This window comes from Kribbella antiqua (assembly GCF_004345665.1).
In the GTDB taxonomy this organism is placed as follows: Bacteria; Actinomycetota; Actinomycetes; order Propionibacteriales; family Kribbellaceae; genus Kribbella; species Kribbella antiqua.
In genome coordinates this window covers 54,169-77,037 of sequence record NZ_SLWR01000004.1, presented here as the reverse complement: position 1 = coordinate 77,037, position 22,869 = coordinate 54,169, and the positions used below count along the sequence as shown (strand labels likewise).

The following is a 22,869-nucleotide window of genomic DNA, read 5'->3' as shown; positions in this document are numbered from 1 at the left end:
TCGGTCTTACCGTGGAGATATGTACACGATCGAGCTGCAAGCTGAGGAGCTGCGACTACTGCGATCCGCCCTCGGGTCGTACCTCCAGGCCTTCGGCCACAACGAAGCCGAACTCCTCCAAGCCGCCAAATCCCTGCTCCACAAACTCCCCGACCCAGTCCCAGCCCAGTCCAGCTGAGGTGCTGACGGGTCAGCCTTCGACGGGTTCGAGCATGGCTACTGGGATGGGGCGGCCGGCTTTGGTGGCGTAGCGGCCGATGCGGGGGTCCTCGGCGAGGATCACCTCGGTCCACGCCTTCTGGCGTTCGTCGCCGGTCAGCTCGCGTGGGTGCATCTGGTAGTGCCTGGCGCCGATCTGCACCTCCGTGCTCGGCGTGGCCCGCAGGTTGCGGAACCAGTCCGGATCGTCCGGCGACCCCGACCCGGTACCCCACACCAGCAACCCGTCGACCGTCTCCAGGTAGCGCACACAGGTAGACCGCGGTAAGCCGGTCGAGCGCCCAGGCGTGGTCAGCATCAGCACGTGCACGTCCTTGCTGCCACTGGCGAACCGCCCGTCGAGCGCGCGGTACATCCACACACCGATCTTGTTCCCGATCCGCGTCATCGTCCGGTTCATCCAGACCACCCCCGCTTCAGAGCGTGCTGCGATCCCCCAACCCCGTCAAGCACCAACCCCACAACGGAGTGTCGCCACCCCAAAACCCACCGTGCTCTCCGAGTCGCGAGGTGGTTCAGCTGCGGGGGCGGACGGTGAGGGGGACTGGTTTCTTGGTGTCGGTGAAGAAGTCGTTGCCTTTGTCGTCTACCACGACGAAGGCGGGGAAGTCTTCGACCTCGATCTTCCAGACGGCTTCCATGCCGAGTTCGGCGTACTCGAGGACATCGACGGACTTGATGCAGTCCTGCGCCAGCCGTGCGGCGGGCCCGCCGATCGAGCCGAGGTAGAAGCCGCCGTGCTCCTTGCACGCCGCCGTCACCTTCGCCGAGCGATTGCCCTTGGCAAGCATCACGAACGATCCGCCGGCCGCCTGGAACTGGTCGACGTACGCGTCCATCCGGCCCGCCGTCGTCGGCCCGAAGGAGCCGGACGCGTACCCCTCGGGCGTCTTCGCCGGACCGGCGTAGTACACGGCGTGATCGCGGAGGTAGGACGGCATCGGCTCGCCCGCGTCCAGCCGCTCCTTGATCTTCGCGTGCGCGATGTCGCGGGCCACGACCAGCGGGCCGTTCAGCGACAGGCGCGTCTTCACCGGCAGCTTGGACAGCTCGGCGCGGATCTCGCTCATCGGCCGGTTCAGATCGATCCGTACGACGTCCGCGTCGTCGGCGAGGTGCTCGTCGGTGGTGTCCGGCAGGAAGCGCGCCGGGTCGCGCTCGAGTTGCTCCAGGAACACGCCCTCCGGCGTGATCTTGGCCAGCGCCTGCCGGTCCGCCGAGCAGGACACCGCGATCGCGACCGGGCAGGACGCGCCGTGCCGCGGCAGGCGGATCACCCGCACGTCGTGGCAGAAGTACTTGCCGCCGAACTGCGCGCCGATCCCGAAGTCCTGCGTCAGCTTGAAGACTTCCTCTTCCAGCTCGAGATCGCGGAACCCATGCCCGACCGGCGATCCCGAGGTCGGCAGCGAGTCGAGGTAGTGAGCGGAGGCGTACTTCGCGGTCTTCAGCGCGTACTCCGCGGAGGTGCCGCCGACGACGACGGCCAGGTGGTACGGCGGGCAGGCGGCGGTCCCGAGCGAGCGGATCTTCTCGTCCAGGAACTTCATCATCCCGTCCGGGTTGAGCACCGCCTTGGTCTCCTGGAACAGGAAGGACTTGTTCGCCGAGCCGCCGCCCTTGGCCATGAAGAGGAACTTGTACGACGGGTCGCCGTGCACCGGCGTCGAGTACAGCTCGATCTGGGCCGGCAGGTTGGAGCCGGTGTTCTTCTCGTCCCACATGTTCAGCGGCGCCATCTGGGAGTAGCGCAGGTTCAGCTTGGTGTAGGCGTCGTACACGCCGCGGCTGATCCACTCCTCGTCGACCGCACCTGTGAGTACACCCTCGGATTTCTTGCCCATCACGATCGCCGTACCGGTGTCCTGGCACATCGGGAGGACGCCGCCGGCCGAGATGTTCGCGTTCTTCAGCAGGTCCAGCGCGACGAACCGGTCGTTGCCGGAGGCCTCCGGGTCGTCGATGATCCGCCGCAGCTGGGCGAGGTGCGCCGTACGGAGGTAGTGCGAGATGTCGTGCATCGCCTCGGCCGTCAGCGCCTGCAGCACGTCGGGCTCGATCTGCAGGAACGTCCGGTCGCCGGCGGTGAATGTACTGACGCCCTCGGTCGTCAGCAGCCGGTACTCCGTCTCGTCGGCTCCGAGCGGCAACAAGTCGGAGTAGCTGAAGTCGGCGGACACCGTCGTACCTCCAAAGCAAGTGGTCTGAGCCCCCAAGCCTAGATCGCCCCGCCGACCCCCCGAACGCGAGCTCCGTCTCACCCCGAACTCAGGTAATCCTTAGTTCCTCAACGCCCGCCACGCCCCCACCAGCTCGCGGCCCAGGACCAGCCGATTCCAAAGCCTCCCGGCGTCTCTCCGACCGCCCGGTTGCATGAGCCCGCGCACCAGCCCGTAGATCACCAGTTGGCCACCGACGAACAGGACGCCTCCCACCACCTCTTGCGACCCACCTCCGCCGGTCAGCTGGTTCACCAGTGTCCACACCAGGCCGATCAGGCTGGCGGTGAAGCCGGCGAGGTAAACACCGGCCAGCACCCGTCCATTGCGTCCCGCACTCCAGTCCATGGTGGACAGTATTAGGTCTGAGTCAGGGTTTGGATCAGGGGGAAACCTGTCTGCGGGCGGCCTGGGGCGCGCGTATGGTTTTGGGGTGGCTCAGGATGAGGTTCCTCAGGACAGGGTGCCGGCGCCGGTGAGTGGTGACGAGCTGGCGATGCGGCGGCGGGTGTCGGACCTGGAGCGGGAGGAGGTCGCCGACGTACTGCGGGAGGCCGCGGGCGAGGGGCGGCTGACGTACACCGAGCTCGAGGACCGGCTGGACACGCTCTACGCCTCCAAGACGTACGGCGAACTCGTCGAACTCACCGCCGACCTGCCGAACGGCCCACGTCCGCCGGCCGTGCAGCCGCAGTACAGCGGCGCCATGGTCGAGACGGGGCCGGTGATCAGCGCGTTCATGTCGGAGACCAAGCGCACCGGGGCCTGGCTCGCGCCGCAGCGGCAAGAGGTCAACGCCGTACTGGGTGACGTCACGCTCGACTACACCGAGGCTCAGCTCCCGTACGACGACGTGTACGTCGACGTGAAGAGCATCCTCGCCGACGTGAAGATCCGCGTCCCGCAGAACGCGGTCGTCCACCTCGACAGCAACCCCATCCTCGGCTCCGTCTCCGAACAGTCCGCCCCGCTCGCCGCCGCCCCCGACCCCAACACCCGCCCCAAAACGTTCCATATCCGCGGCACCGCCATCCTCGGCGAAATCAAAGTCAAACGAGGCCCCCGCCTAACCAAACGCCTCGGCCTCAGCTGACCTCCACGCGCCGATAACCTCAGCACGTGAGCACACACCTCCTGGGCCGCCCTGCGGCACACCCGCCTGCAGGAACCCGGAGCGGCTGACGCGTACGACGCCACCCGTCCAACCTTCGCCACCGACGCGCCACCGCCTTCGCCGCAGGTGCAGGGAGCAGAGGTCCCGCCGTCAGGCCAGGACGAGGACGCTCACCCGACGAGCCGTCGTACCTGCTGAACCCGGCTGGTGACTGCGGTTTCCGGAACATAGTCGGCGCATCGCGGCAGTAATCATCCGGAAAGGGACCTGTCGCGCGGGCTAGCCCGCGTCGGAGGTGCCGTCCGCCCCGCGCGTGGCGCCCCGGCGCGCCGTCCCCCGGAGCCGTCGAGCCGTACGACGCCGCCCGTGAAACCTTCGACACCGACGCGTTCACCGCACCCGCAGGGAGCAGAGGCCTCGCGTCCCCAATGACCACCCTCACCCGACAAGCCGTCGTACCTGCTGAACCCAGCTGGTGACTGCGGTTTCCGGAACATAAGTTGCGCCTGGTGGCAGTGATCATCCGGAAAGCTCCTGTGCGTTGTGGTCCGCCACGCCTAGCTCGCGTCCGAGGCTCCGTGGACCGCCCGATGTGTCGCCGGCGGAATGGGTTGTCTGGTTGGTCGGCGGTTCAGGGCTCGGGCGGTCCAGCGGCCCTCCTCCTGAGTGATCGCGATGGGGTGGGCGAAGGTCTGCGATACCCAAGCACTGACCAAGACATCCTGAGCCTCGCCCAAGGCGACTACGCGGCCGGCGCGGAGGAGCAGAGCGTGGGTGGTCGACGTGGGGAGTTCTTCGAGGTGGTGGGTCACCAGGACGGACGCCAGCTCGGGATGGGTGCTGTGGACGACGTCCAGGGTTTCGAGGAGTTGTTCGCGGGCGGCGACGTCCAGGCCGGTGGATGGCTCGTCCAGCAACAGCAGAGCAGGATCGCTGATCAACGCGCGGGCGATGAGGGCTCGGCCGCGTTCGCCTTGGGAGAGGGTGGTCCACGCGTCACCCGCGCGTGGACCGATTCTCAGGAGGTCGATCAGTTCGAGAGCTCGCGTCCGCTGCGCTGGAGTCGGCTGCCAGCGCAGCATCAGCTCGGTGGTCCCAGTGAGGCCGGTCAACACCACCTGCAACAGAGTCAGTGGTGAGCGCAGCGGATGCCGCGGATTCACATGACCGATGGATTCGCGCAACACCCGGATGTCGACGCTGCCGAGGCGGCGGCCGAGGATTTCCACGGTGCCGCGGGTGGGATGCGTGATCGCGCCGCACAGACCGAGCAGCGTGCTCTTGCCAGCGCCGTTCGGCCCGAGCAATGCCCAGCGCTCAGCCGCACCGACCGTCCACGACACCCCATCGAGGAGCAGCTTGCCGTCCCGGACGAAGTCGACGTCCTTCACTGAGAGCACGCGTCGTACAACTCCTTCAGCTCCGCCGGAGTCGCCTCGCGACCCGTCTCATCCGTGTGCCGTTGCACCCGCCGCGCGAACGCTACCTCCTCCTCGGCCGTCAGCCGCACGCCGTACGTCGACTCGAGCACATGCGCGATCCCGCCCTTCCCCGATTGACTGTTCACCCGTACGACGGCCTCGTACCCACGCCCCACATCGGCCGGATCGATCGGCAGATAAGGCACCTCCCACAACTCAGCCTCCCCACGAGAAGCGAACCCCTTCCGGATCGCATCCTGATGAGTGCCCGAAAACGCCGTGTACACAAGCTCCCCGACGTATGGATGCCGCGGGTGGATCGGCATCCGCGTGCAGTGCTCGACCACTTCGCGGATCCGGTCGATGTCGGAGAAGTCGATCATCGGGTCGACGCCTTGCGCGTGCAGGTTCAGCGCCAATGTCGCCAGGTCGACGTTCCCTGTCCGTTCGCCGTTGCCGAAGATGCAACCCTCGACCCGCTCGGCACCGGCGAGTACGGCGAGCTCCGCGCAAGCGACCCCGGTCCCGCGATCGTTGTGCGGGTGCACGGACAGGATCACGCTGTCGCGCCGCGGCAGGTTCTTGTGCATGTACTCGATCTGGTCGGCGTACACGTTCGGCGTCGCCGCCTCGATGGTCGCCGGCAGGTTGAGGATCACCGGCCGCGCCGGCGTCGCGTCCCACAGCTTCGTCAGCCCGTCACTCAACTCGAGCACGAAGTCCGGCTCGGTCAGGTTGAACACCTCAGGCGAGAACTGGAACCGCACATTCGCCGGAGCCAACCGCAAGATCTCCTCGGCTCCGGCGTACACCAACGACGCCAGTTCTTCCCGGGTACGACGCAGTACGACGTCCCGCCACACCGGCGCGGTCGCCGTGTACATGTGGATGACGACGTCACCCTGCATCCCGGCGATCGACTCGATCGTACGCGCGATCAGCTCGGGCCGGGCCGGCGTGAAGACCACGATCGTGACATCCGGCGGCACCAGCTCGGAGGTCGCCAGCAGCCGGACGAAGTCGAAGTCGGTCTGCGAGGCGGACGGGTAGCCGACCTCGATCTCTTTGTAGCCCATGGCAACCATCAGCTCGAAGAACTGGCGTTTGCGCAACGGATCCATCGGGTCGGCCAGCGCCTGATTGCCGTCGCGCAGGTCGACCGGCACCCAGAGCGGCGCGGTCGTGATCCGGCGGTCCGGCCACACGCGGTCGATCGGCTCGACCGGCACCTTCGCGAAGATGTCGCGGTAGCGGTGGCTGGGCATGGGGGAGTGCTGCTGGCGGTTCCAGTCCATCTGGGGTCTCCAAGGAAAGGCGAGAGCGAGACCGGCGTACGACGGCACTCCACGGTCGGGGCGCCGGTCGAATCAGCTCCCGCCGTGGCGGCCAAGAAGGGAGAAGGCGCCAGGACATGCCGCCACGCTAACCCGAATCAGCTCCTCAGACAAGCTGAGGACCTGAGAACTCGATTAGACTGAGTCCGTGATTCGCCGTCATCCACTCGCCGAGCAGGCCGCCGAGGAGTTGCTGCGCCGGATCGGCAGCGGCGAGTGGCCGATCGGCCAGAAGCTGCCGGGGGAGACGACCCTGGCCGCGCAGCTGGGCGTCGGCCGGTCGACCATCCGTGAGGCTGTTCGTGAACTCGCCGGCCGCCGGGTGCTCGAGAGCCGCCAGGGTGCCGGGGTGTTCGTCATCGCGCAGCAGGCGTCGGAGGACTGGGATCAGGTGCTCCGCCGGGCCGACATCACCGACGTACTGGAAGGGCGGCTGGCGATCGAGACGGAGGCGGCCCGGCTGGCCGCGTCTCGTCGTACGCCGGCGGATCTGAAGACCTTCCGGTACACGCTCGCGGACCGGGAGAAGGCGGCCGGGAAGCTACCGGACGACTGGTATGTCGAGGCCGATCTGGCCTTTCATCGGGCAGTGATCACGGCGGCGCACAACGCCGTACTGACGGAGCTGTTCGACACCTTCGTGCCGCGGATCCGGCGGGCGATGCTCGACATGCTGAAGCTCGACCAGGACCATCGGCACCGGCACGATCAGGCTGCGCACCAGGCGATCGCCGACGCGATCCGCGACCGCGACCCAGAGCTGGCGACGGCCCGCACCCGTGAACATCTCAGCGCCGTCCGGGCAACGGTGTCCTAGGATGCGCGACCGGATCCTAGGATGCGCAGCTGTGTCTTAGGCGCGGTGCGAGTTGTGGAGTGAGCGCAGCCAGGGCGTGAAAGCGTCGAGATCCTCGACGTTGTCCTGACCGATGGTCAGCGGTCGCGTCCGTCGATCCACCGGACGGATCTGCACAGTGCGGATGCCAGGCAGACCGGCCGGGTCGTCGATGGCAGTGATCCCGGACCAGCGCAGGCTGCGGCCGCGCGTGATGCCCTCGGCGTCGACGGTGACCGCCGGCTTGCGTGCGATGAGCTGCCACAGCGTGAGACCCGTGCCGTAGACGAAGGCGGCGAGCGCGGTCAGCCGCAGTACGCCGAGTGCGCCGGAGATGTCGTCGTTGCGCAAATGATCGAGGTTTGTCCAGGCGGACAGCACCATCAGCAGTCCGAAGCCGGTCAACCTGATCACGAGTCGCCCGCGTCGCGGCGGGAAGACGACACTGCCCTTGCTCTCCAGTTCGGCCGTCCAGGTGTCGGCCGACATCACGCGCCCCAGGTCGCCGTGTGCTCGGCAGCCGTGGGCGGGTCCGCGCCGTGCCGCGTGCAGGTGATCGCCGCAGCCTTCACCGCGTAGTCGACGACGTCATGCAGGTCTCCCGAGGTCAACCCTTCCAGCCGTTGAGCGCCTAGCAGCTCGCGGGAGTGCAGCCCGGCGATCAGCGCCGACATGAACGAATCACCCGCGCCCACGGTGTCGACCACCTGGATGGAAGGCGCGGAAACCTCGACCCGCGCATCCCGGCTGACCCCGATCGCGCCCTCGCCGCCCCGCGTGATCACCACACACTGCGTCCGATCGACGGTCAGCAACTCCGCCGCGATGTGGTCCGGCGACAATCCAGGCCGCAGGAACTCGCAGTCCTCGTCACTCAGCTTCACCAGGTCGGACAGCCCCGCCAGCTCCCGTACGGCGGACCACGTCGACACCGGATCCGGCGTGATCGTCGGCCGCGCGTTCGGGTCGAGCGTCACCGTCACCGGCTGGTCCGCCACCGACTTCAGGAAGGCGTGGATCGCCTCCGCGCCCGGCTCCAGAACTGTCGCGATCGACCCGGTGTGGACCGCCGGACAGCCGCGCGTCAGTGACAGCGTCGGCGGTTCCCAGGTGATGTCGAACTGGTACGACGCGACGCCCTCCGCGTCCAGCGTCGCGGTCGCCGTACTGGTCCTGAATCCCGGATCGACCGAGCCCGGCGCCAGCTGGACGCCGTTGCCGAACAGGTGAGCGCCGAGCTGATCGCCGTACGCATCGGTCCCGAAGCGCGTCACCAGCTCAGTCGGTACGCCGAGACGCGCCAAGCCGACGGCCACGTTCGCGGGGGAGCCGCCCGGAGTCGCCTTGGGCTTGCCGTTGCCGTTCCTGCGTGCCGCGGCGCCGACGATGTCCACGAGAGCCTCGCCGACGACGAGGACGGGTGCGCTCATCTCGCGTGCTCGAAGTCGATGGCGGAGTACGCGCGCAGCTTGGCCAGCTGGTGGACGCTCTCGATACTGCGGATCGTGCCGGAGCGTGAGCGCATCACGAGCGAGTGCGTGCGAGCCGTGGACCGCCCGTACCGTACGCCGCGCAGCAGCTCGCCGTCGGTGATCCCGGTGGCGACGAAGAAGCAGTCGTCGCCGCTGACCAGGTCGTCGGTGCTGAGCACCCGGTCGAGGTCGTGGCCGGCATCGATCGCCTTCTGCCGCTCGTCGTCGTCCCGCGGCCAGAGCCGGCCCTGGATCAGCCCGCCGAGGCACTTCATCGCGCAGGCGGCGATGATGCCCTCCGGCGTACCGCCGATGCCGAGCAGCATGTCCAGACCGGTGTCCGGCCGGGCCGCCTCGACCGCACCGGCGACGTCGCCGTCGCTGATGAACTTGATCCGCGCACCGGTGGCCCGGATCTGGGTCGCGAGCTCCTCGTGCCGCGGCCGGTCCAGCAGTACGACGGTCACGTCGTCGACCGTCGAGCCCTTCGCCTTCGCCACCCGGCGGATGTTCTCCGCGACCGGGAGCCGGATGTCGACCACCTCGGCCGCCTCCGGGCCGACCACGAGCTTCTCCATGTAGAACACCGCGGACGGGTCGTACATCGCGTTCCGCGCCGACACCGCCATCACCGCGATGCCGTTGTTCATGCCCTTCGCGACCAGCGTCGTACCGTCGACCGGGTCGACCGCGACGTCACAGTCCGGGCCGTCGCCGGAGCCGACCTGCTCGCCGTTGTAGAGCATCGGGGCGTTGTCCTTCTCGCCCTCGCCGATCACCACCACGCCGTTCATCCCGACCGTGCCGATCAGGGTGCGCATCGCGTTCACCGCCGCGCCGTCGGCTCCGTTCTTGTCGCCGCGGCCGACCCAGCGGCCCGCCGCCATCGCCGCGGCCTCGGTGACCCGGACCAGTTCCAGGGCCAGGTTCCGGTCGGGCGCGTCCGCCTCGACCTCGAGATGGGCAGGTGGGGTGGTCGGGTCGCTCATGCCAGGGATCGTAGCCAACCGCCGACCTGGGTGATCCGGCGCATTCGGCATCGCGAGACACTGTGTGCATGAGTTCCACAGGTCAGGGTCCGCAGACCGATTCCGCGGCGCAGGATCCCCGCGCCGCGGCGGAAGCGCGGGAGAAGGCCCGGGCGCGCGCAGAGGCAATCGCTTACCGGGAGCAGAACCGCAAGGACCGGGCCAAGGCGCGCACGCTGAAGAATATGGTCTGGGCGCTGCTGGCCTGTTTCGTGGTGGTCGCGTTCCTGATGATCGTCACCTGGCGGCCGAAGCAGGAGACGATCAAAGCGGTCGAGTACACCGCGCAACTCGAGGACGCGAAGAAGGTGGCGCCCTGGGTTCGTGGGCCGGACCCGCTGCCGGCCGGCTGGACCGCCACCAGCGTGGAATTCCGTACGCCCGAACAGAGTCCGAACACCTGGCATCTGGGCGTTGTCACGAACGAGAAGAAATACGTCGGCCTGGAACAGTCCAACGTGACCGGCGCCAAATTCCAGTCCGAAGAACTCGGCCGCACGTCCGACGACGGTACGGCGACCGTCGAAGGCGTCACCTGGCAGCGCAAGGTGCTGCTCGACCGCAAGGGCGAGAACGCCTTGGTCCTGGTGGGTTCCGGCGCCACCACGATCGTGGTCGGAGACGCCGGTTATCCGGCCCTTGAAGCGTTTGCTTCGGTGCTCCGCTGATCAATTCCTGACCACGTTCCGGACGGTCGTTGACACCTGAGGTAGCTGCGCGGTTCCATCGATTCTTCGGCTTGATTGATGCGCTCGGGGAAATCAGCAGAGGGAGCTTGCGTTGCTGTATTTCCTTCGTACCCCGCCCCGCCGCCACTTGGCGACGGCCCAGGTCAGGGGTTGATGCGAGCATGTTCGTCACGGGGCTGCTGCTGGCCGCGGAAAGTTCTCCGCATCTCGGCGTACCACGGCAATTGCTGTCCTATCACGGTGACACCCTGCTCGGAGCGTCGCTGGACACCGCCCGGGAGTGCGGTTTCGACCAGCTGATCGTGACGCTGGGCAGCGCGTCCGAGCAGATCCACGACCGGGTGAACCTCGACGGCGTGCGGGTGGTCGAGTCGCCGCACGCCGACACCGGCAGCTCGTCGATCGTGCCCGCCATGGACGCGATCGACCGCCGTACGGACGGAATCGTGGTGCTGCTCGGCGACCAGCCGGGCGTGACGTCCGCCACGGTGTGGTCGCTGGTCGCCGAGGTCGCCGGACCGGCCACCCCGATCGGAGTCAGCCGGTACGACGACGGCCACGGGAACCCGTGCTGGTTCGGCCGGGAGCTGTTCGGCGAACTGCGGCAGCTCCGCAGCGACGCCGACCTCTGGGAACTGATCGAGCTGAGCCGCTACCCGGTCACCCAGGTCGATGCCATAGGCAACGTTCCGCTGCGGGTCGAGACCTGGGACGACTACCGCAGCCTCGTCTCCGGCTACAGCCCGGCCCGCGGCGCCATCACTCCAGGCGCCTTCGATGACTCGCCGCACCCCACCCCACTGGCAACCCGCGGCGCACACCGGCGCCACCGCGCAGCCCCCTGAGTCGCTACTCCGCGCCCACCAGCCGCAGCCCAACGACGCCGGTGACGATGAGCGCGATGCAGGCCAGGCGGGCGGGTGTGAGCGGCTCGTCGAAGAGCACGATGCCGAGGCTGACGACGCCGATCGACCCAAGCCCGGTCCACACCGCGTACGCCGTACCGACGGGAAGGCGGTCGAGCGTCTTCGCCAGCAAGACAACGGAAATCCCGCCGAAGACCAGTACGCCGACCGTCGGCCAGAGCCGGCTGAAACCCTCACTCGGCTTGAGGCTCAGGGCGAACGCGATCTCGAACGCCGCCGCCGCGAGCAGCACCAACCACGCCATCAGGCCGCCAGCGCTCCTCTCAGATGCCGCAGCGTGACAGTCGCGACCCGGGCGCCGAGCGCGGCCGCGGTCCGCAGGTCGGTCGCCGGCGGCGCCTTCTCCGCGGACAGGTCGGCGTCGGACTGCGCCATCGCACCCAGCCAACTGCCGAGCCGGTTGAGGTCCTCGATGCTCGCGGTGCTCTCGGCCCAGCCGGGGTAGAGGTCCAGGCCGACCCAGATCATCCCGTGCTGCGTGGCGAACACGGCGAGGTCGACCAGACTGTTCAGCTTGTCGCCGGACATCGCCTTCGAGTTGGTGAACCCGGCGGCGATCTTGTCCCGCCAGCCGAGGTCGGCGGCCCAGACCTTCACACTCGCCTCCGCGAACGCCTTGAACACCGCGCTCGGGCTGCCCATGTACGTCGGTGCGCCGAAGATGATCGCGTCCGCGGCGGCCAGCCGGTCCCAGACCTCGTCGGTGAGTTCGTCGAGCGGGACCAGGTCCGCGACGGCTCCTGAAACCGACGATGCGCCTGCGGCGACTGCCTCAGCCTGGCGAGCGGTGTGGCCGTAGCCGGAATGGTAGGCGACCGCGATCCGGGCGGGAGTGTTGCTCATGTGCTTCCTCCAGAGTCTTTACCGGACTACAGTCCGTCTTATGAGCGACAGTACCGGACCGCAGTCCGCTTCGCAACAACTGCCCATTCTGGGTGAACCACGCCCCGAGCGTGCGGACGCCCGGCGGAACAGACTGCGGGTGCTGGAGGCTGCCGATCGCCTGTTCACCGAGCATGGCGTCAAGAACGTCTCCCTCGACGCGATCGCAGCCGCGGCTGGAGTGGGTAAAGGCACGGTCTTCCGCCGCTTCGGCGACCGGGCCGGCCTGGCGGTCGCTTTATTGGATGAGCGTGAGCAGGAGTTGCAGGCCAAGATCCTGACTGGGCCGCCCCCGCTCGGTCCCGGTGCTCCCGCGGCCGACCGGGTGACGGCGTTCCTGGATGCCTACCTCGAGCTGCTCGACCGTCACGTCGAGCTGTTCATGGACAGCGAGAACGCATCCGGCGGCGCGCGCTACCGCATCGGCTCCTACCACCTCTGGCACCGCCACCTGGCGCACCTGATCGAAGAGGCCCGCCCGGATCTCGATGCGGACTACACGGCTCACGTCGTACTGGCGCCGCTCGCCGCGGACCTGCACAACGCACTCCGCGAGCAAGGGTTCGACCTGGACCGCATGAAGACCGGCCTCCGCGCGGTCGTGACCGGCCTGCTCAGCGGCGCTTGAACTCGCCCTTGATCGTCACGACGTCGGTGGCGATCAGCTTCTGGACGACGATGAGGGCGGGCCGGGGCGGATCGTGTGGGTCAGTTGGGTTTTTCTTCGTGGGCGGCTTGGGCTTTGGCGAGGCGTTCGCGGGCGCCGTCGAGCCAGCGCTGGCAGGTGGCGGCGAGTTCTTCGCCGCGTTCCCACAGAGCCAGGGACTCCTCGAGGGTGGTGCCGCCGGCCTCGAGTTTGCGGACCACCTCGACGAGTTCCTCCCGGGCCTGTTCGTAGGAAATCTCGGGTCGGTCGCCGCTCACGTGTTCTCCTCGGACTTGACTTCGACTGCGAATCGGCCGTCGCTGACCCGCGCCTGCAGCAGATCGCCCGGCGCCACTTGCGCCACTTCCCGTACGGCGGTCCCGTCGGCCAACTGGAGCACGGAGTACCCACGCTCCAGCGTTGCCTTCGGCGACAACGCGCGTACGCTCGCCAATCGGTGCGTGATGTCGTCACTCGCGCGATCCAGCCGATGCGTCAGCGTCCGTCGGCTCCGCTCGACCAGCGCAGCGACCTCGTCGGACCGGCGCTGCAGATCCGTCACCGGCGCCGCGAGCGACGGCCGGCTCCGAATCGCCGCCAGCGCATGCATTTCGCGCTCCAGCCAGCTCCTGATCGCCCGCAACCCGCGCTCCCGCAGCAGGCGTACGCCGTCCAGCTCCTCGCGCACGTCGGGCACGATCCGCTTGGCCGCATCGGTCGGAGTCGACGCCCGTAGATCCGCGACTAGATCCAGCAGCGGCGAGTCCGGCTCATGCCCGATCGCGCTCACCACCGGCGTCCGCGCCTGCGACACCGCCCGGATCAGCCCTTCGTCCGAGAACGGCAGCAGGTCCTCCAGCGAACCACCGCCGCGCGCGATCACGATCACCTCGACCGACTCGTCCGCATCCAGCTTCCGCAGCGCGGTCATCACCTCACCGGCCGCCGCCGGCCCCTGCACCGACGCGTACTCGATCCGGAAGGCGACCGCAGGCCAGCGACGCTTCGCGTTCTCGGATACGTCGCGCTCGGCCGCCGAGTCGCGCCCGCAGATCAGCCCGATCGTGTGCGGCAGGAACGGCAGCGGCTTCTTCCGGTACGACGCGAACAGTCCCTCGGCCGCGAGCAGCTGCTTGAGCCGCTCGATCCGGGCGAGCAGTTCGCCGATGCCGACGTGCCGGATCTCGCTGACCGCGAGCGCGAGGGTGCCGCGGCGGGCGAAGAAGTTGGGCTTCGCGTTCACCACCACGCGGGACCCGTCGGTGACCGGTGGATCGACCGCCTCGAACACCCGCCGGTTGCAGGTGAACCGCAACGAGATGTCCGCGTCTGTATCGCGCAGAGTGCCGAACACCGTCGTCGTACCGCGCCCGATCGACACATCCGTCAACTGGCCCTCGACCCACACCGCGCCGAGCTGGTTGATCCAGCTCGCGATGCCGTTCGCGATCGTGCGAACGGCTGCAGGCGCATCCGGCGAGGTCTCTAGAGCCACCCCCAGACCCTACGACCCCGCGCCGACAATCCGTGGGATGACCTTCTCCAGCAAGCCGTCAGGCAGTACGCCGGGCAGCGTGAACTGCTCGAGCATGAACCCGCCCACCGTCAGATACAGCAGCAACGGTGATCGTGTGGCCGTCGCGGTCGCCGGTGGGGTCAGGCTCATGGAAGACGCCGTACGTCGCTGAATGGGTGGGCGACCGCCCGTTCGTCTGGGTGGACGACGAGGTGTGCCGGGACGATCAGGCGTACTTCGGCGACCATCAGCTGGTTTATCGCGTGGACGCGGGTACTGGGCTGACGGCGGCCGACTTCGCGGCGGTCCGGGAGTGGGCGGCCGGAAAATCCTTTGCGGACAAGGCGTTTCGGCCGCATCCTTGAAGCACTGGAAACACCTCCCGAAGGAGCCGTCCGGACAGGGCGGGCGGCTCCTACGCTCCACAGCGTGATGCTCCTCACAGAAATCTGCTGCGAGGACTCCGCGGCTCCGGCGGGCCTGGATGCGGCCCGTACGATGGGGGCGTGACTGCCCAGCCTGAAAGCACTGGTACGACGACCGCGGTGAGGACCAAGCGGGTGCTGCTCGCTGCGCCACGCGGGTACTGCGCCGGCGTGGACCGGGCGGTGGTCGCGGTGGAGAAGGCGCTCGACCTGTACGGGCCGCCGGTCTACGTGCGTAAGGAGATCGTGCACAACAAGCACGTCGTGCAGACGCTGCAGGCGCGCGGCGCGATCTTCGTCGACGAGACCGACGAGGTGCCCGAGGGAGAGACCGTCATCTTCTCCGCGCACGGCGTGTCCCCGGTGGTGCACCAGGAGGCGGCCGCGCGACAGTTGAAGACGATCGACGCGACCTGCCCGCTGGTCACCAAGGTGCACCACGAGGCCAAGCGGTTCGCCGCCACCGACTACGACATCCTGCTGATCGGCCACGAGGGTCACGAGGAGGTCATCGGGACCAGCGGCGAGGCGCCGGAGCACATCCACCTCGTCGACGGCCCAGGCGACGTACCGAACGTGACCGTTCGCGACCCCGAGAAGGTCGTCTGGCTGTCCCAGACCACGCTGTCCGTCGACGAGACGATGGAAACCGTACGGCGGCTGCGCGAGCGCTTCCCGAACCTGCAGGACCCGCCGAGCGACGACATCTGCTACGCGACGCAGAACCGCCAGGCCGCGGTCAAGAAGCTCGCCCCCGAGGCCGACCTGATGATCGTCGTCGGTTCCCGCAACTCGTCGAACTCGGTTCGTTTGGTCGAGGTCGCCGTCGAGCACGGCGCCAAGGCCGGCTACCTGGTCGACTACGCCGCCGAGATCGACGAGGCCTGGCTGGAAGGCGTGGACTCGGTCGGCGTGACGAGCGGTGCGAGCGTGCCGGAGATCCTGGTCCGCGACGTCCTGCGCTGGCTGGCCGAGCGCGGGTACAGCGAGGTCCAGGAGGTCACCACGGCCGAGGAGAGCCTGACGTTCGCCCTGCCCCGCGAGCTCCGCACCGACCTGAAGGCCGCCGGCCTCCCGACCACCGGCACCTCCGACCACGCCTGGACTATCTGATCACCAACTTGGTGGTCTTGCTGGTGGGGAACCAGCCCTTCGCGCCGCAATACTGCACGCTGTAGGTAAACGTGTACGTCCCCGGCTTCGCATATGTGTGCGTCTCCAGCTGGTAGGTCTCCCGTCCCGTAGTGCGCTTCTTCGACTTGCTGCACATGACTCCACCGCCGTCCGATCCGCTGGTGTAGCCGTCGCCAAAGTTGTACGTCGTACCTGCGGACAGGTTGAGGAACGTCGTATCGGCCGGCAGGTTCGCGCCGTCCGCAGTCGGCACCAGCACTGTCCCTGAGACCGTCACACTCATCCTGACGGTCCGGCCGCTGACGACCGGCTTGAGCGCCACGGCCGCCGCGATCGCTGCTGTGGTTGGCTTGACAGTCGGCGGTCCGGTGATCACGGGCACCGGGGTGGTGCCTGTCACCGGTGGCCGGCTGTCGACGTCGGTGAGGTTGCCTGCAGCAACGACAATGGCTACCACCGCGGTCGCCGCGACCGTCACCACAGCCGCCGTACGACGACGTCGTACCGTCCGGACCCTGGCGAACACAGCCTCACTCGGCACGGCGCTCGGCGGTGGCGGGTCCGCGACCAACAGCTCGAACTTGTCCTTGAGATCGTCGGTCATGGCTCAGCCCTCCTTCGGGGCAGGGGAGTCGGCCTTCGTGACAGGGGAGGCGGCTCTCGGGGTAGCGGTGGCTCTCGGGGTAGCGGCGGCGCTGACCAGCTCGTGCTCGCGGAGCTTGGCGAGCCCGCGGGAGACGTTGCTCTTCACGGTGCCGAGCGAACAGCCCATGATCTGGGCGATCTCGGCCTCCGGGAGATCTTCGAAGTACCGCAGTACGAGCGTCGCGCGAGTACGACGGGGGAGTGTGGCGAGTGCGCGCAGCAGCTGGTCGCGGTCGTCGACAGCGCCGTACTCCTCCCGGCTCTGCGCTTCCGGCAGATGCTCGGTCGGCGTCTCACCTTTCCACTTCCGCCGCCACCACTGCGTGCTGGTGTTCACCATCACGGTGCGCGTGTAGCTCTCCAGCGCGTTCCCGCTCCGCAGCGAGTGCCGGTGGAACCACACCTTCGTCAGCGAGGTCTGAACGAGATCCTCAGCCAGGTGCCACTCACCGGTCAGCAAATACCCGAACCGCTGCAACGCCCTGAACCGCCCATCCACGAACTCCGCGAACTCCCTGTCGCGCCCTGGATCCATCCCCAGCCCCCATCCGTCATCCCAGTCAGGAGTGTGATGACGCCCCAGCCCAGAAAGGTTGAGTCGCAACCCAACCGCGCGCAGCCTGTGATATTCCCGTCGGCTACGCCCCACCAGTCGGGCCCTGTGGATAACTTCCGCCCACCAGCACCCCATCGCTGTACGCTCAAGTCAAAGGAAGAACACGCGCCGCCGCCGCGCCGCGCCCCTCCGCTACAAACTCAGCCCGGCCGCGCCGGCCCTGGCGACGCGATGCCAAAGGCGCCGCGGCTGGCGGAGGGCGCCGCCTTACGCGACGCACAGGCGAGGGTGCGGGGCTCAGGTGGTGGCGTCGTACTGCTGCTGGGCGTTGGTGATGGCCGGCATGTGCTCCTCGGCCCACTCGGTGATGGCGTTGATCGGTTTGATCAGCGACTCGCCCATCGGGGTCAGGCTGTAGACGACCCGCGGCGGGACCTCGGCGAACACCTCACGCGTGACCAGCCCGTCACGCTCCAGGCGCCGCAGGGTCTGCGTCAGCACCTTCGGCGCGACGCTGCCGATTCCACTGCGGAGCTCGGTGAACCGGCGCGGGCCGTTCCTCAGCAGCAGTACGGCGAGAACGGTCCACTTGTCGCCGATGCGGTCCAGGATGACGCGCGTCGGGCAGTTCGGGTCGAACACGTCGCCCCGGCCGTGGACCTCTCCAATAGTTCCCACAAGGTACTTATAGCACGTTGAAGTAGCCGATAACCAATGGATACTATTGCCAAGAAGTTGAGAGTTCATCTATTGGAAGGATGTCAGGGATGAAGATCGCGATCTACGGCGCGAGTGGCATGATCGGCAGCCGAATCGCCGCCGAGGCGGTCAGCCGGGGACACGAGGTGATCGGCGTTACGCGATCGGGCGTCGAACTGCCGGCCGGCGTACGAGCGGTACGGGGCAACGCGAATGACGTTGCCTCGGCCAAGGAGCTCGCCGCCGACGCGGACGTGCTCGTCTCGGCGATCGGCCCCAGCCGCACCGGCGGCGACCACCAGGACTTCCTGGACGCGATCGACAACCTCGCCACCGCCGTGCGCGGCACCGAGACCCGCCTGCTGGTGGTCGGCGGCGCCGGCAGCTTGGTTGTCAACGGCAACCGTGTGGTCGACGGCCCGGACTTCCCCGCCGCGTACAAGGCTGAGGCGCTGACCCTGTCCCAGGCCCTCGACAACCTCCGCGCCACGGACGAGTCGGTCAACTGGACCCTGCTGTCGCCTGCCTTCGTCATCGCCCCCGGCGAGCGCACCGGCACCTTCCGCCTCAGCCTCGACGAGCCCGTCGGCGACCACATCTCCGCCGAGGACTACGCCGTAGCCCTCCTCAACGAAATCGACACCCCCGCCCACCCCCGCCGCCGCTTCACCCTCGGCTACTGACCACCATCGAGTCGTGGATTTCAGTCGCCGTACGGCGCAGAAATCCACGACTCGGCGCCGGATCCACGATGCGGTCAGGTACTGAGCGGCTTGCCCAGGTAGCCGCGGGCGATCATCGTCACCCACTGGTAGACGGCGTCCTCCGCGGGCGCCAGTGGCCCGGGCCGGAAGTGCGGCGACTCCGCCCCGCGCTGCACCGACTCACAAGCCGCCCAGTCCTCGCGATTGGTGACGTCCCAGAAATCCACGGCGTACGACGGATCCCGCACCTCCGCCGGGAAGTACCACGAGCACTCGATCGCCGTCAGCCCCGGCGCACGCGGCTCCAGCCGATGCGTCATCACGTAGTCCGGGTGCAGCGAGATCAGCAGGTTGGGGAACAGACCGAGGTAGTTGACCCGCCGCGGATCCACGCCAGGCAACGGCACCCCACCTGACCGCCCATCGAGCGACATCGTCTCGACACCCGGCCGCAGGTCCATCAGCCCGCCGACCCATGCGCCGGGAAGGTTCCAGTTGTCGCCCGAGTTCGGCGGCGACACCTTGCACAGCTCGGGATGGATCAGCGGGCAGTGGTAGCACTCGTGGTAGTTCTCGACGATCGTCTTCCAGTTGGACGCGACGTCGTACTGATGCCGCGCCTTCAGGACGAGCTCCTCCGGCCGGTACGGCGCGACGAGCTCGGTGATCCCGCCAAGGTGCTCGCTGAATGGCGTCGCCGTACCGGTCGCATTCACGAACAGCCAGCCGTGCCACACCTCCGCAGGCAGCTCGACCAGCTTGTATGGCGCCGGGTCGAACGCCTCACCCATCCGCGGCGCGGCCTTCACCACGCCATCAAGCTCGTACGACCACCCGTGATACGGGCAAACCACAGAACGCCGATCGCTGCTCTCCCCGCGCTGCAGCAACTCATGCCCGCGATGCCTGCAGGTGTTCGCGAACGCCCGAGGCCGATCCCCGAACGTCAGCATCACCGCAATATCCCCGACAGTGCTCGCGCAATGCGTCGTACCGTCGGACAATTCGTCGACCCGCCCGACGCAGGTCCAACTCGCCGCGAAGAAATGCCGCCGTTCCCACGCGAGTACGGCGAGATCGGTATAAGCCTCGCGCGGCAACATGACCGACTCCCCATGCGGCCGCAACGAAGCTTCCAGCCCCCGAACATCAACCGGCGCGTTCACCATCCGCCCACTATCAGCCGCCACCCCATCCAAAGTCGAGCGCCATCAGGCGTTCTTGGATGCGACAAGGGTGAGGAAGTCAACGATGTCCGGGACGACTCGGTCCGGCTCTGCCAGGTGCGGGCCGTGGCCCCCACCCACGTAGACAACCTGCCGAGCGTCAGGGATGCCGTCGAGAAGAACCTTCTGATCGTCTGTCACGAAGGCGTCCTGGTCGCCCCAGATCAGCAGCGTTGAAGCCGTGATTCGATCCAGTGCAACCGGCAGCTCAGCATCGAGCAAGCCGCGCAGCGTCCCTCGCCAGACGCGAGCCTCGGCCTTCATGCTCTCGCCGACCAGGACCTGGACAAACTCCTCGGGCACGGACGCGGGAGACGTCACGCGTCGGGATGGAACTGTCGGCCTGCGCGAGTGCTGACCTAGCGTGCGCCGGCTGTGTAGAAGCCGAGGACGTAGTCCCAACCGGTGTCGTAGCTCGCTCTCGCGCGTACGCCGTCGGGACGCCGCTCCCAGCCGGTGTGGACGAGCTCGACCTCGGTGCCGCCGTCGACCGCCGTGAAGCTCACCGTCACCTGCCCCGCCTCGTCCGGATCGGTATCGGGATGCCAACTGAAACTCACCAGCCGTGGCGGATCCCACTCAGAAACCGTCCCCCAGGAACCGACCACCCCGTCATCGCCGTACTCGAGAATCTGACCGCCCACCCCACTCTCGAACCGCACATCCCGCGCAGCCTCCCCCAGAATCGAATGCGTCACCAGCGGCCACCACGCGGACATCTCACCCGTGAACACCTCAAACGCCCGCTCAACCCCCACCGGCACCACCACTCTCTTGATCAGCGGCGCCAGCTCTTGATCGATGTCCATCCCCGTCCTCCTCAGTAGCTCGTTATCCACGCCTAGGCTCCGGTACGTCGCCTACCCGGCCCTGCCTGTACGCCGTTCACCACGCGCCGGACCTCGGAGGCCGTTCACCGCTTGCCCGGCCGCAAGACGTCGTCTGCGTGCCCGGCCTCGCCGCGCCGCTCATCCATGCGCCGGTGCTCGCCGGCGGGCTCGTCCGCCTGCCCGGCCTCGCTCCCTCGCTCGTCCGTGCGCTCGGCGTGTCGTACATCCGCGTGCTCGGCCTCGGCACGTCGTACGTCTGCGTGCTCGACCTCCGTGCGGCGAATGTGGTCGGCGTACGCGTCCAACGCGTCAGACCAGAACTGGTCCAGCCAGTCCCGCAGTTCGTCGAGGCCGGTGCGGTCGACGCGGTAGATGTTCCGCGTGCCGCGCGACTCGTGATCCACCAGCCCCACCGCCCCGAGCACCTTGAGGTGTTGCGAGATCGCCGGCCGGCTGACGGGAATCCGCTCAGCCAACGCACTGACCGAACTAGGCCCGCCCCGCCGCAACGTCTCCAGAATCGCCCGCCGCGTCGGATCCCCCAGCGCATCCAGCACCGGCCCCGCCGCCTCAACCAATCCGTAAGTCCCCACGAACGGTAAGCTGCCACTAACCAACCAATCCGTCAAGAGCTCATGCAGCCCCGACTGGTCGCAGCTCGGAGGCCGCCCAGCCTCAGCCTCCGCCTCCGCCTCCGCCGTCGGCCGTCTAGCTCGGCAGGAGGCGAAGTTGGGGCAGCCCGCCACATGTTTCAAGGGGCTGTCCAGCCCCGGGACCTCCAGGCGCGACCGACTAGAGCCCTGCAAGCGACTGCCGAGCCTCGATCCTCGGCCCCAGTTCTCCAGGTGTGGGCGTCCCTGGCGCCAGCCCTTCCGGCGGGCGGCCCCGCCCGCAGCCTTCAAATGGAGCTGACCGATCGGCGCCATTCGGTGTGTTGTTGCCCGGACGGCCGTCTACGTGACCGATCCATCTTCAACTGAGTGGGTCGAGGGAGAGGTTGGCTTGTTGAGGGTTGCTGTCGTGGACTAGGGATTCGTGGTTGCCTACGTCATCGAAGGCGAAGGCGTATGCCTTGCCGTCGGCCATTTGTGCGTGGACTGCGCGGGCGTAGTGGTTGGTGACGGAGTCGAGATAGAAGCCGGCGGAGTTGGGGTCTGGCTGGTTTGGGTTCGCCAGCAGCGTCGAGCGGTTGTAGCCGGCGCAGAGGGTGCGGGAGATCGGGCCGCGGACCAGGTCGTTCGGTGCGTCGAGCAACTTGAAGCAGCCGAAGATGCTGGCCGAATCCGGTTTCTGGAACGACGTGACAGTCGCGCCCGAGCTGTCGGTGAAGTTCATGACGTTGCCGGCGATGCGACCGAAGTACCTGGTGTTCGGCTGATCGGCGAAAGGTGTGACGGTCAACGTTTGTGAGCTGTACTTCGACCAGACCCGGTTCACGTAGTCGTCCATCGCACTCGCCGGGAGCGCGCCGGTCTCGACGCCGTACAGGGGTGCGAGTGCGCGCAGTACGGATCCGTCCGGCGCGGTCTGGATCAGGCCCGCCCAGTCCGGCTGGCCGCGAAGCGCGGTGTAGAAGCCGTTGTATCCGCCTGGCTTGAGGTGACCTGTCGTCCTTGTCGTGCCGTCGGGAAGTTGCACACCGACGGCGTATGGAGCGGAGAACATGTCGACTTGGGTGCTGTTGATCCACAGACCGGAGTCGTTGAGCGTGTACTCGGACCAGTTGAACAGGATGTTGCGATTCGGATCGCTCGGATTCTGTACTGCGGGCTGGACCAAGCCGCCGGTGGTGAGTTTGAAGACGAGCTTCTGACCGTAGGAGAAGTACACGCGGCCGGAGAACTTCGGCATCCTGAGTGTCACGGACTGCCCGTTGGCCGGCCCGGGGATCGACGCGTCCGGCGCGGGTGTCGGCGGATTGCCGCCAGCGGGCCAGGCGTGAAAGTTGCCCGCGGCATCGGCCCAGCCCTGCTGCCCGGTGGCCAGGTTGGTCCCGAGGTTGTAGACGTACACGGGATCCGCGCGACCCGAGTTGTTCGTGACCTTCAACGGAATAGTCGCGGGCACAGCCTCGCCCGGTGCAGCTTCCACCGGCCTGCCGACGCTGCTAATCAGTACGCCGGCAACGGTCGCCACAGCCGCGACGATCACCTGCAGATGATGCTTGATGCGCACAGCTCCTCCTCAGGCTGTCCCGTACGAGAAGGTGACCCAGTCGGCGAGGGACGGTTGATCACCGACGGTGAGAGCGCTCTCACGCTGCTATAGCCCGCCACTGATGTCAATGCCGAGCCTCTGTCGGCTTTCCGACAGCCGACCTACCGGTTGCCTGGGGCAAGCGATGGGCGG

The 22,869-nt window shown here is 67.7% G+C and carries 30 protein-coding genes; 9 read left to right on the top strand and 21 right to left on the bottom strand.

All coding sequences use genetic code 11. The features are described from left to right. The first annotated feature begins 19 nt into the window (after positions 1 to 19). On the top strand, positions 20 to 178 hold the full coding sequence (locus EV646_RS38850) for a hypothetical protein (protein ID WP_158290955.1): 159 nt from the start codon (positions 20 to 22) through the stop codon (positions 176 to 178). Positions 179 to 190: 12 nt separating this feature from the next. Here the strand turns inward: EV646_RS38850 and EV646_RS12805 are convergent, their stop codons facing one another. The 3 genes from EV646_RS12805 to EV646_RS12795 form a co-directional block, all read right to left on the bottom strand. Further along, complete coding sequence (locus EV646_RS12805) at positions 191 to 619, bottom strand: nitroreductase/quinone reductase family protein (RefSeq protein ID WP_132148017.1); 429 nt, start codon at positions 617 to 619, stop codon at positions 191 to 193. A gap of 115 nt (positions 620 to 734) precedes the next feature. Next, positions 735 to 2,399: a fumarate hydratase gene (locus EV646_RS12800; RefSeq protein ID WP_132148015.1), complete on the bottom strand. Its 1,665-nt coding sequence runs from the start codon at positions 2,397 to 2,399 to the stop codon at positions 735 to 737. Positions 2,400 to 2,498: 99 nt separating this feature from the next. Further along, complete coding sequence (locus EV646_RS12795) at positions 2,499 to 2,786, bottom strand: hypothetical protein (protein ID WP_132148013.1); 288 nt, start codon at positions 2,784 to 2,786, stop codon at positions 2,499 to 2,501. Between the two features lie 127 nt (positions 2,787 to 2,913). On the opposite strand from EV646_RS12795, the gene EV646_RS12790 reads away from it, so the two are divergent. After that, positions 2,914 to 3,531: a DUF1707 SHOCT-like domain-containing protein gene (locus EV646_RS12790; RefSeq protein WP_241995864.1), complete on the top strand. Its 618-nt coding sequence runs from the start codon at positions 2,914 to 2,916 to the stop codon at positions 3,529 to 3,531. A 578-nt stretch (positions 3,532 to 4,109) separates the two neighbouring features. Here the strand turns inward: EV646_RS12790 and EV646_RS12785 are convergent. Both EV646_RS12785 and EV646_RS12780 read right to left on the bottom strand, forming a co-directional pair. Further along, positions 4,110 to 4,952 (bottom strand): ABC transporter ATP-binding protein, encoded by an 843-nt coding sequence (locus EV646_RS12785; protein ID WP_132148009.1) that lies wholly within the window; start codon positions 4,950 to 4,952, stop codon positions 4,110 to 4,112. After that, on the bottom strand, positions 4,940 to 6,268 hold the full coding sequence (locus EV646_RS12780; protein WP_241995862.1) for a 2-isopropylmalate synthase: 1,329 nt from the start codon (positions 6,266 to 6,268) through the stop codon (positions 4,940 to 4,942). The genes EV646_RS12785 and EV646_RS12780 overlap by 13 nt, the downstream gene beginning before the upstream one ends. A 187-nt stretch (positions 6,269 to 6,455) precedes the next feature. On the opposite strand from EV646_RS12780, the gene EV646_RS12775 reads away from it, so the two are divergent. Further along, entirely contained in the window at positions 6,456 to 7,124 is a 669-nt protein-coding gene (locus EV646_RS12775; RefSeq protein ID WP_199236957.1) for a FadR/GntR family transcriptional regulator, read from the top strand. A 36-nt stretch (positions 7,125 to 7,160) separates the two neighbouring features. On the opposite strand, the gene EV646_RS12770 is transcribed toward EV646_RS12775, so the two are convergent. Genes EV646_RS12770 through glpX form a run of 3 tightly spaced genes read right to left on the bottom strand, consistent with a single transcriptional unit; the run spans position 7,161 to position 9,603 of the window. Continuing rightward, positions 7,161 to 7,631 (bottom strand): hypothetical protein, encoded by a 471-nt coding sequence (locus tag EV646_RS12770; RefSeq protein WP_132148007.1) that lies wholly within the window; start codon positions 7,629 to 7,631, stop codon positions 7,161 to 7,163. Continuing rightward, positions 7,631 to 8,572: a carbohydrate kinase family protein gene (locus EV646_RS12765; protein WP_132148005.1), complete on the bottom strand. Its 942-nt coding sequence runs from the start codon at positions 8,570 to 8,572 to the stop codon at positions 7,631 to 7,633. The genes EV646_RS12770 and EV646_RS12765 overlap by 1 nt, the downstream gene beginning before the upstream one ends. After that, positions 8,569 to 9,603 (bottom strand): class II fructose-bisphosphatase, encoded by a 1,035-nt coding sequence (gene glpX, locus EV646_RS12760; protein ID WP_132148002.1) that lies wholly within the window; start codon positions 9,601 to 9,603, stop codon positions 8,569 to 8,571. Before glpX ends, EV646_RS12765 begins: the two co-directional genes overlap by 4 nt. A gap of 68 nt (positions 9,604 to 9,671) precedes the next feature. Between glpX and EV646_RS12755 the strand changes: the two genes are divergently transcribed. Further along, complete coding sequence (locus tag EV646_RS12755; protein ID WP_132148000.1) at positions 9,672 to 10,310, top strand: DUF4245 domain-containing protein; 639 nt, start codon at positions 9,672 to 9,674, stop codon at positions 10,308 to 10,310. Positions 10,311 to 10,492: 182 nt separating this feature from the next. Further along, the gene (locus EV646_RS12750) at positions 10,493 to 11,176 is read left to right on the top strand and encodes a nucleotidyltransferase family protein (protein ID WP_132147998.1); all 684 of its coding nucleotides are present in this window, start codon (positions 10,493 to 10,495) and stop codon (positions 11,174 to 11,176) included. Between the two features lie 4 nt (positions 11,177 to 11,180). Here EV646_RS12750 and EV646_RS12745 read toward each other — a convergent pair whose 3' ends face one another. After that, positions 11,181 to 11,501, bottom strand: a complete 321-nt coding sequence (locus tag EV646_RS12745) for a DMT family transporter (RefSeq protein WP_132147996.1) — start codon at positions 11,499 to 11,501, stop codon at positions 11,181 to 11,183. Continuing rightward, entirely contained in the window at positions 11,501 to 12,100 is a 600-nt protein-coding gene (locus EV646_RS12740; protein ID WP_132147994.1) for a flavodoxin family protein, read from the bottom strand. Before EV646_RS12740 ends, EV646_RS12745 begins: the two co-directional genes overlap by 1 nt. Positions 12,101 to 12,140: 40 nt before the next feature. Here EV646_RS12740 and EV646_RS12735 point away from each other — a divergent pair, with 40 nt between their 5' ends. Further along, positions 12,141 to 12,767, top strand: a complete 627-nt coding sequence (locus tag EV646_RS12735) for a TetR/AcrR family transcriptional regulator (protein WP_132147992.1) — start codon at positions 12,141 to 12,143, stop codon at positions 12,765 to 12,767. An 80-nt stretch (positions 12,768 to 12,847) separates the two neighbouring features. Here EV646_RS12735 and EV646_RS12730 read toward each other — a convergent pair whose 3' ends face one another. Genes EV646_RS12730 through EV646_RS38845 form a run of 3 tightly spaced genes read right to left on the bottom strand, consistent with a single transcriptional unit; the run spans position 12,848 to position 14,451 of the window. Beyond that, positions 12,848 to 13,063, bottom strand: a complete 216-nt coding sequence (locus EV646_RS12730) for an exodeoxyribonuclease VII small subunit (RefSeq protein ID WP_132147990.1) — start codon at positions 13,061 to 13,063, stop codon at positions 12,848 to 12,850. After that, a complete protein-coding gene (gene xseA / locus EV646_RS12725; protein WP_132147988.1) occupies positions 13,060 to 14,280 on the bottom strand; it encodes an exodeoxyribonuclease VII large subunit in 1,221 nt (406 codons plus the stop codon). The genes EV646_RS12730 and xseA overlap by 4 nt, the downstream gene beginning before the upstream one ends. Positions 14,281 to 14,289: 9 nt before the next feature. After that, positions 14,290 to 14,451, bottom strand: coding sequence for a hypothetical protein (locus EV646_RS38845; RefSeq protein WP_158290954.1), 162 nt, complete (start codon positions 14,449 to 14,451; stop codon positions 14,290 to 14,292). A gap of 26 nt (positions 14,452 to 14,477) precedes the next feature. Here EV646_RS38845 and EV646_RS12720 point away from each other — a divergent pair, with 26 nt between their 5' ends. After that, positions 14,478 to 14,666: a hypothetical protein gene (locus EV646_RS12720; RefSeq protein ID WP_132147987.1), complete on the top strand. Its 189-nt coding sequence runs from the start codon at positions 14,478 to 14,480 to the stop codon at positions 14,664 to 14,666. Positions 14,667 to 14,807: 141 nt separating this feature from the next. After that, positions 14,808 to 15,839 carry a 4-hydroxy-3-methylbut-2-enyl diphosphate reductase gene (locus EV646_RS12715; protein WP_132147985.1) on the top strand — a complete coding sequence of 344 codons (1,032 nt, stop codon included), beginning with the start codon at positions 14,808 to 14,810 and terminating at the stop codon, positions 15,837 to 15,839. On the opposite strand, the gene EV646_RS12710 is transcribed toward EV646_RS12715, so the two are convergent. The 3 genes from EV646_RS12710 to EV646_RS12700 form a co-directional block, all read right to left on the bottom strand. Further along, positions 15,832 to 16,464, bottom strand: a complete 633-nt coding sequence (locus tag EV646_RS12710) for a hypothetical protein (protein WP_132147983.1) — start codon at positions 16,462 to 16,464, stop codon at positions 15,832 to 15,834. The genes EV646_RS12715 and EV646_RS12710 overlap by 8 nt on opposite strands. A 3-nt stretch (positions 16,465 to 16,467) precedes the next feature. Next, positions 16,468 to 17,040: a SigE family RNA polymerase sigma factor gene (locus tag EV646_RS12705; protein ID WP_132147981.1), complete on the bottom strand. Its 573-nt coding sequence runs from the start codon at positions 17,038 to 17,040 to the stop codon at positions 16,468 to 16,470. A 318-nt stretch (positions 17,041 to 17,358) separates the two neighbouring features. Beyond that, on the bottom strand, positions 17,359 to 17,739 hold the full coding sequence (locus EV646_RS12700; protein ID WP_241995860.1) for a winged helix-turn-helix transcriptional regulator: 381 nt from the start codon (positions 17,737 to 17,739) through the stop codon (positions 17,359 to 17,361). An 89-nt stretch (positions 17,740 to 17,828) separates the two neighbouring features. Here EV646_RS12700 and EV646_RS12695 point away from each other — a divergent pair, with 89 nt between their 5' ends. Beyond that, positions 17,829 to 18,443, top strand: a complete 615-nt coding sequence (locus EV646_RS12695; RefSeq protein ID WP_132147977.1) for an NAD(P)-dependent oxidoreductase — start codon at positions 17,829 to 17,831, stop codon at positions 18,441 to 18,443. 74 nt (positions 18,444 to 18,517) lie between these two features. On the opposite strand, the gene EV646_RS12690 is transcribed toward EV646_RS12695, so the two are convergent. The 5 genes from EV646_RS12690 to EV646_RS12670 all read right to left on the bottom strand — a co-directional run bounded on the left by EV646_RS12690 (position 18,518) and on the right by EV646_RS12670 (position 22,695). Then, the gene (locus EV646_RS12690; protein WP_199236956.1) at positions 18,518 to 19,567 is read right to left on the bottom strand and encodes an aromatic ring-hydroxylating oxygenase subunit alpha; all 1,050 of its coding nucleotides are present in this window, start codon (positions 19,565 to 19,567) and stop codon (positions 18,518 to 18,520) included. Positions 19,568 to 19,675: 108 nt separating this feature from the next. After that, on the bottom strand, positions 19,676 to 20,011 hold the full coding sequence (locus EV646_RS12685; RefSeq protein ID WP_132147973.1) for an alpha/beta fold hydrolase: 336 nt from the start codon (positions 20,009 to 20,011) through the stop codon (positions 19,676 to 19,678). 38 nt (positions 20,012 to 20,049) lie between these two features. Further along, the gene (locus EV646_RS12680) at positions 20,050 to 20,499 is read right to left on the bottom strand and encodes an SRPBCC domain-containing protein (RefSeq protein WP_132147972.1); all 450 of its coding nucleotides are present in this window, start codon (positions 20,497 to 20,499) and stop codon (positions 20,050 to 20,052) included. 104 nt (positions 20,500 to 20,603) lie between these two features. Beyond that, entirely contained in the window at positions 20,604 to 21,113 is a 510-nt protein-coding gene (locus EV646_RS12675) for an ArsR/SmtB family transcription factor (protein WP_241995849.1), read from the bottom strand. A 379-nt stretch (positions 21,114 to 21,492) separates the two neighbouring features. Next, the gene (locus EV646_RS12670; RefSeq protein WP_132147970.1) at positions 21,493 to 22,695 is read right to left on the bottom strand and encodes a glycoside hydrolase family 64 protein; all 1,203 of its coding nucleotides are present in this window, start codon (positions 22,693 to 22,695) and stop codon (positions 21,493 to 21,495) included. Between the last annotated feature and the right edge of the window lie 174 nt (positions 22,696 to 22,869).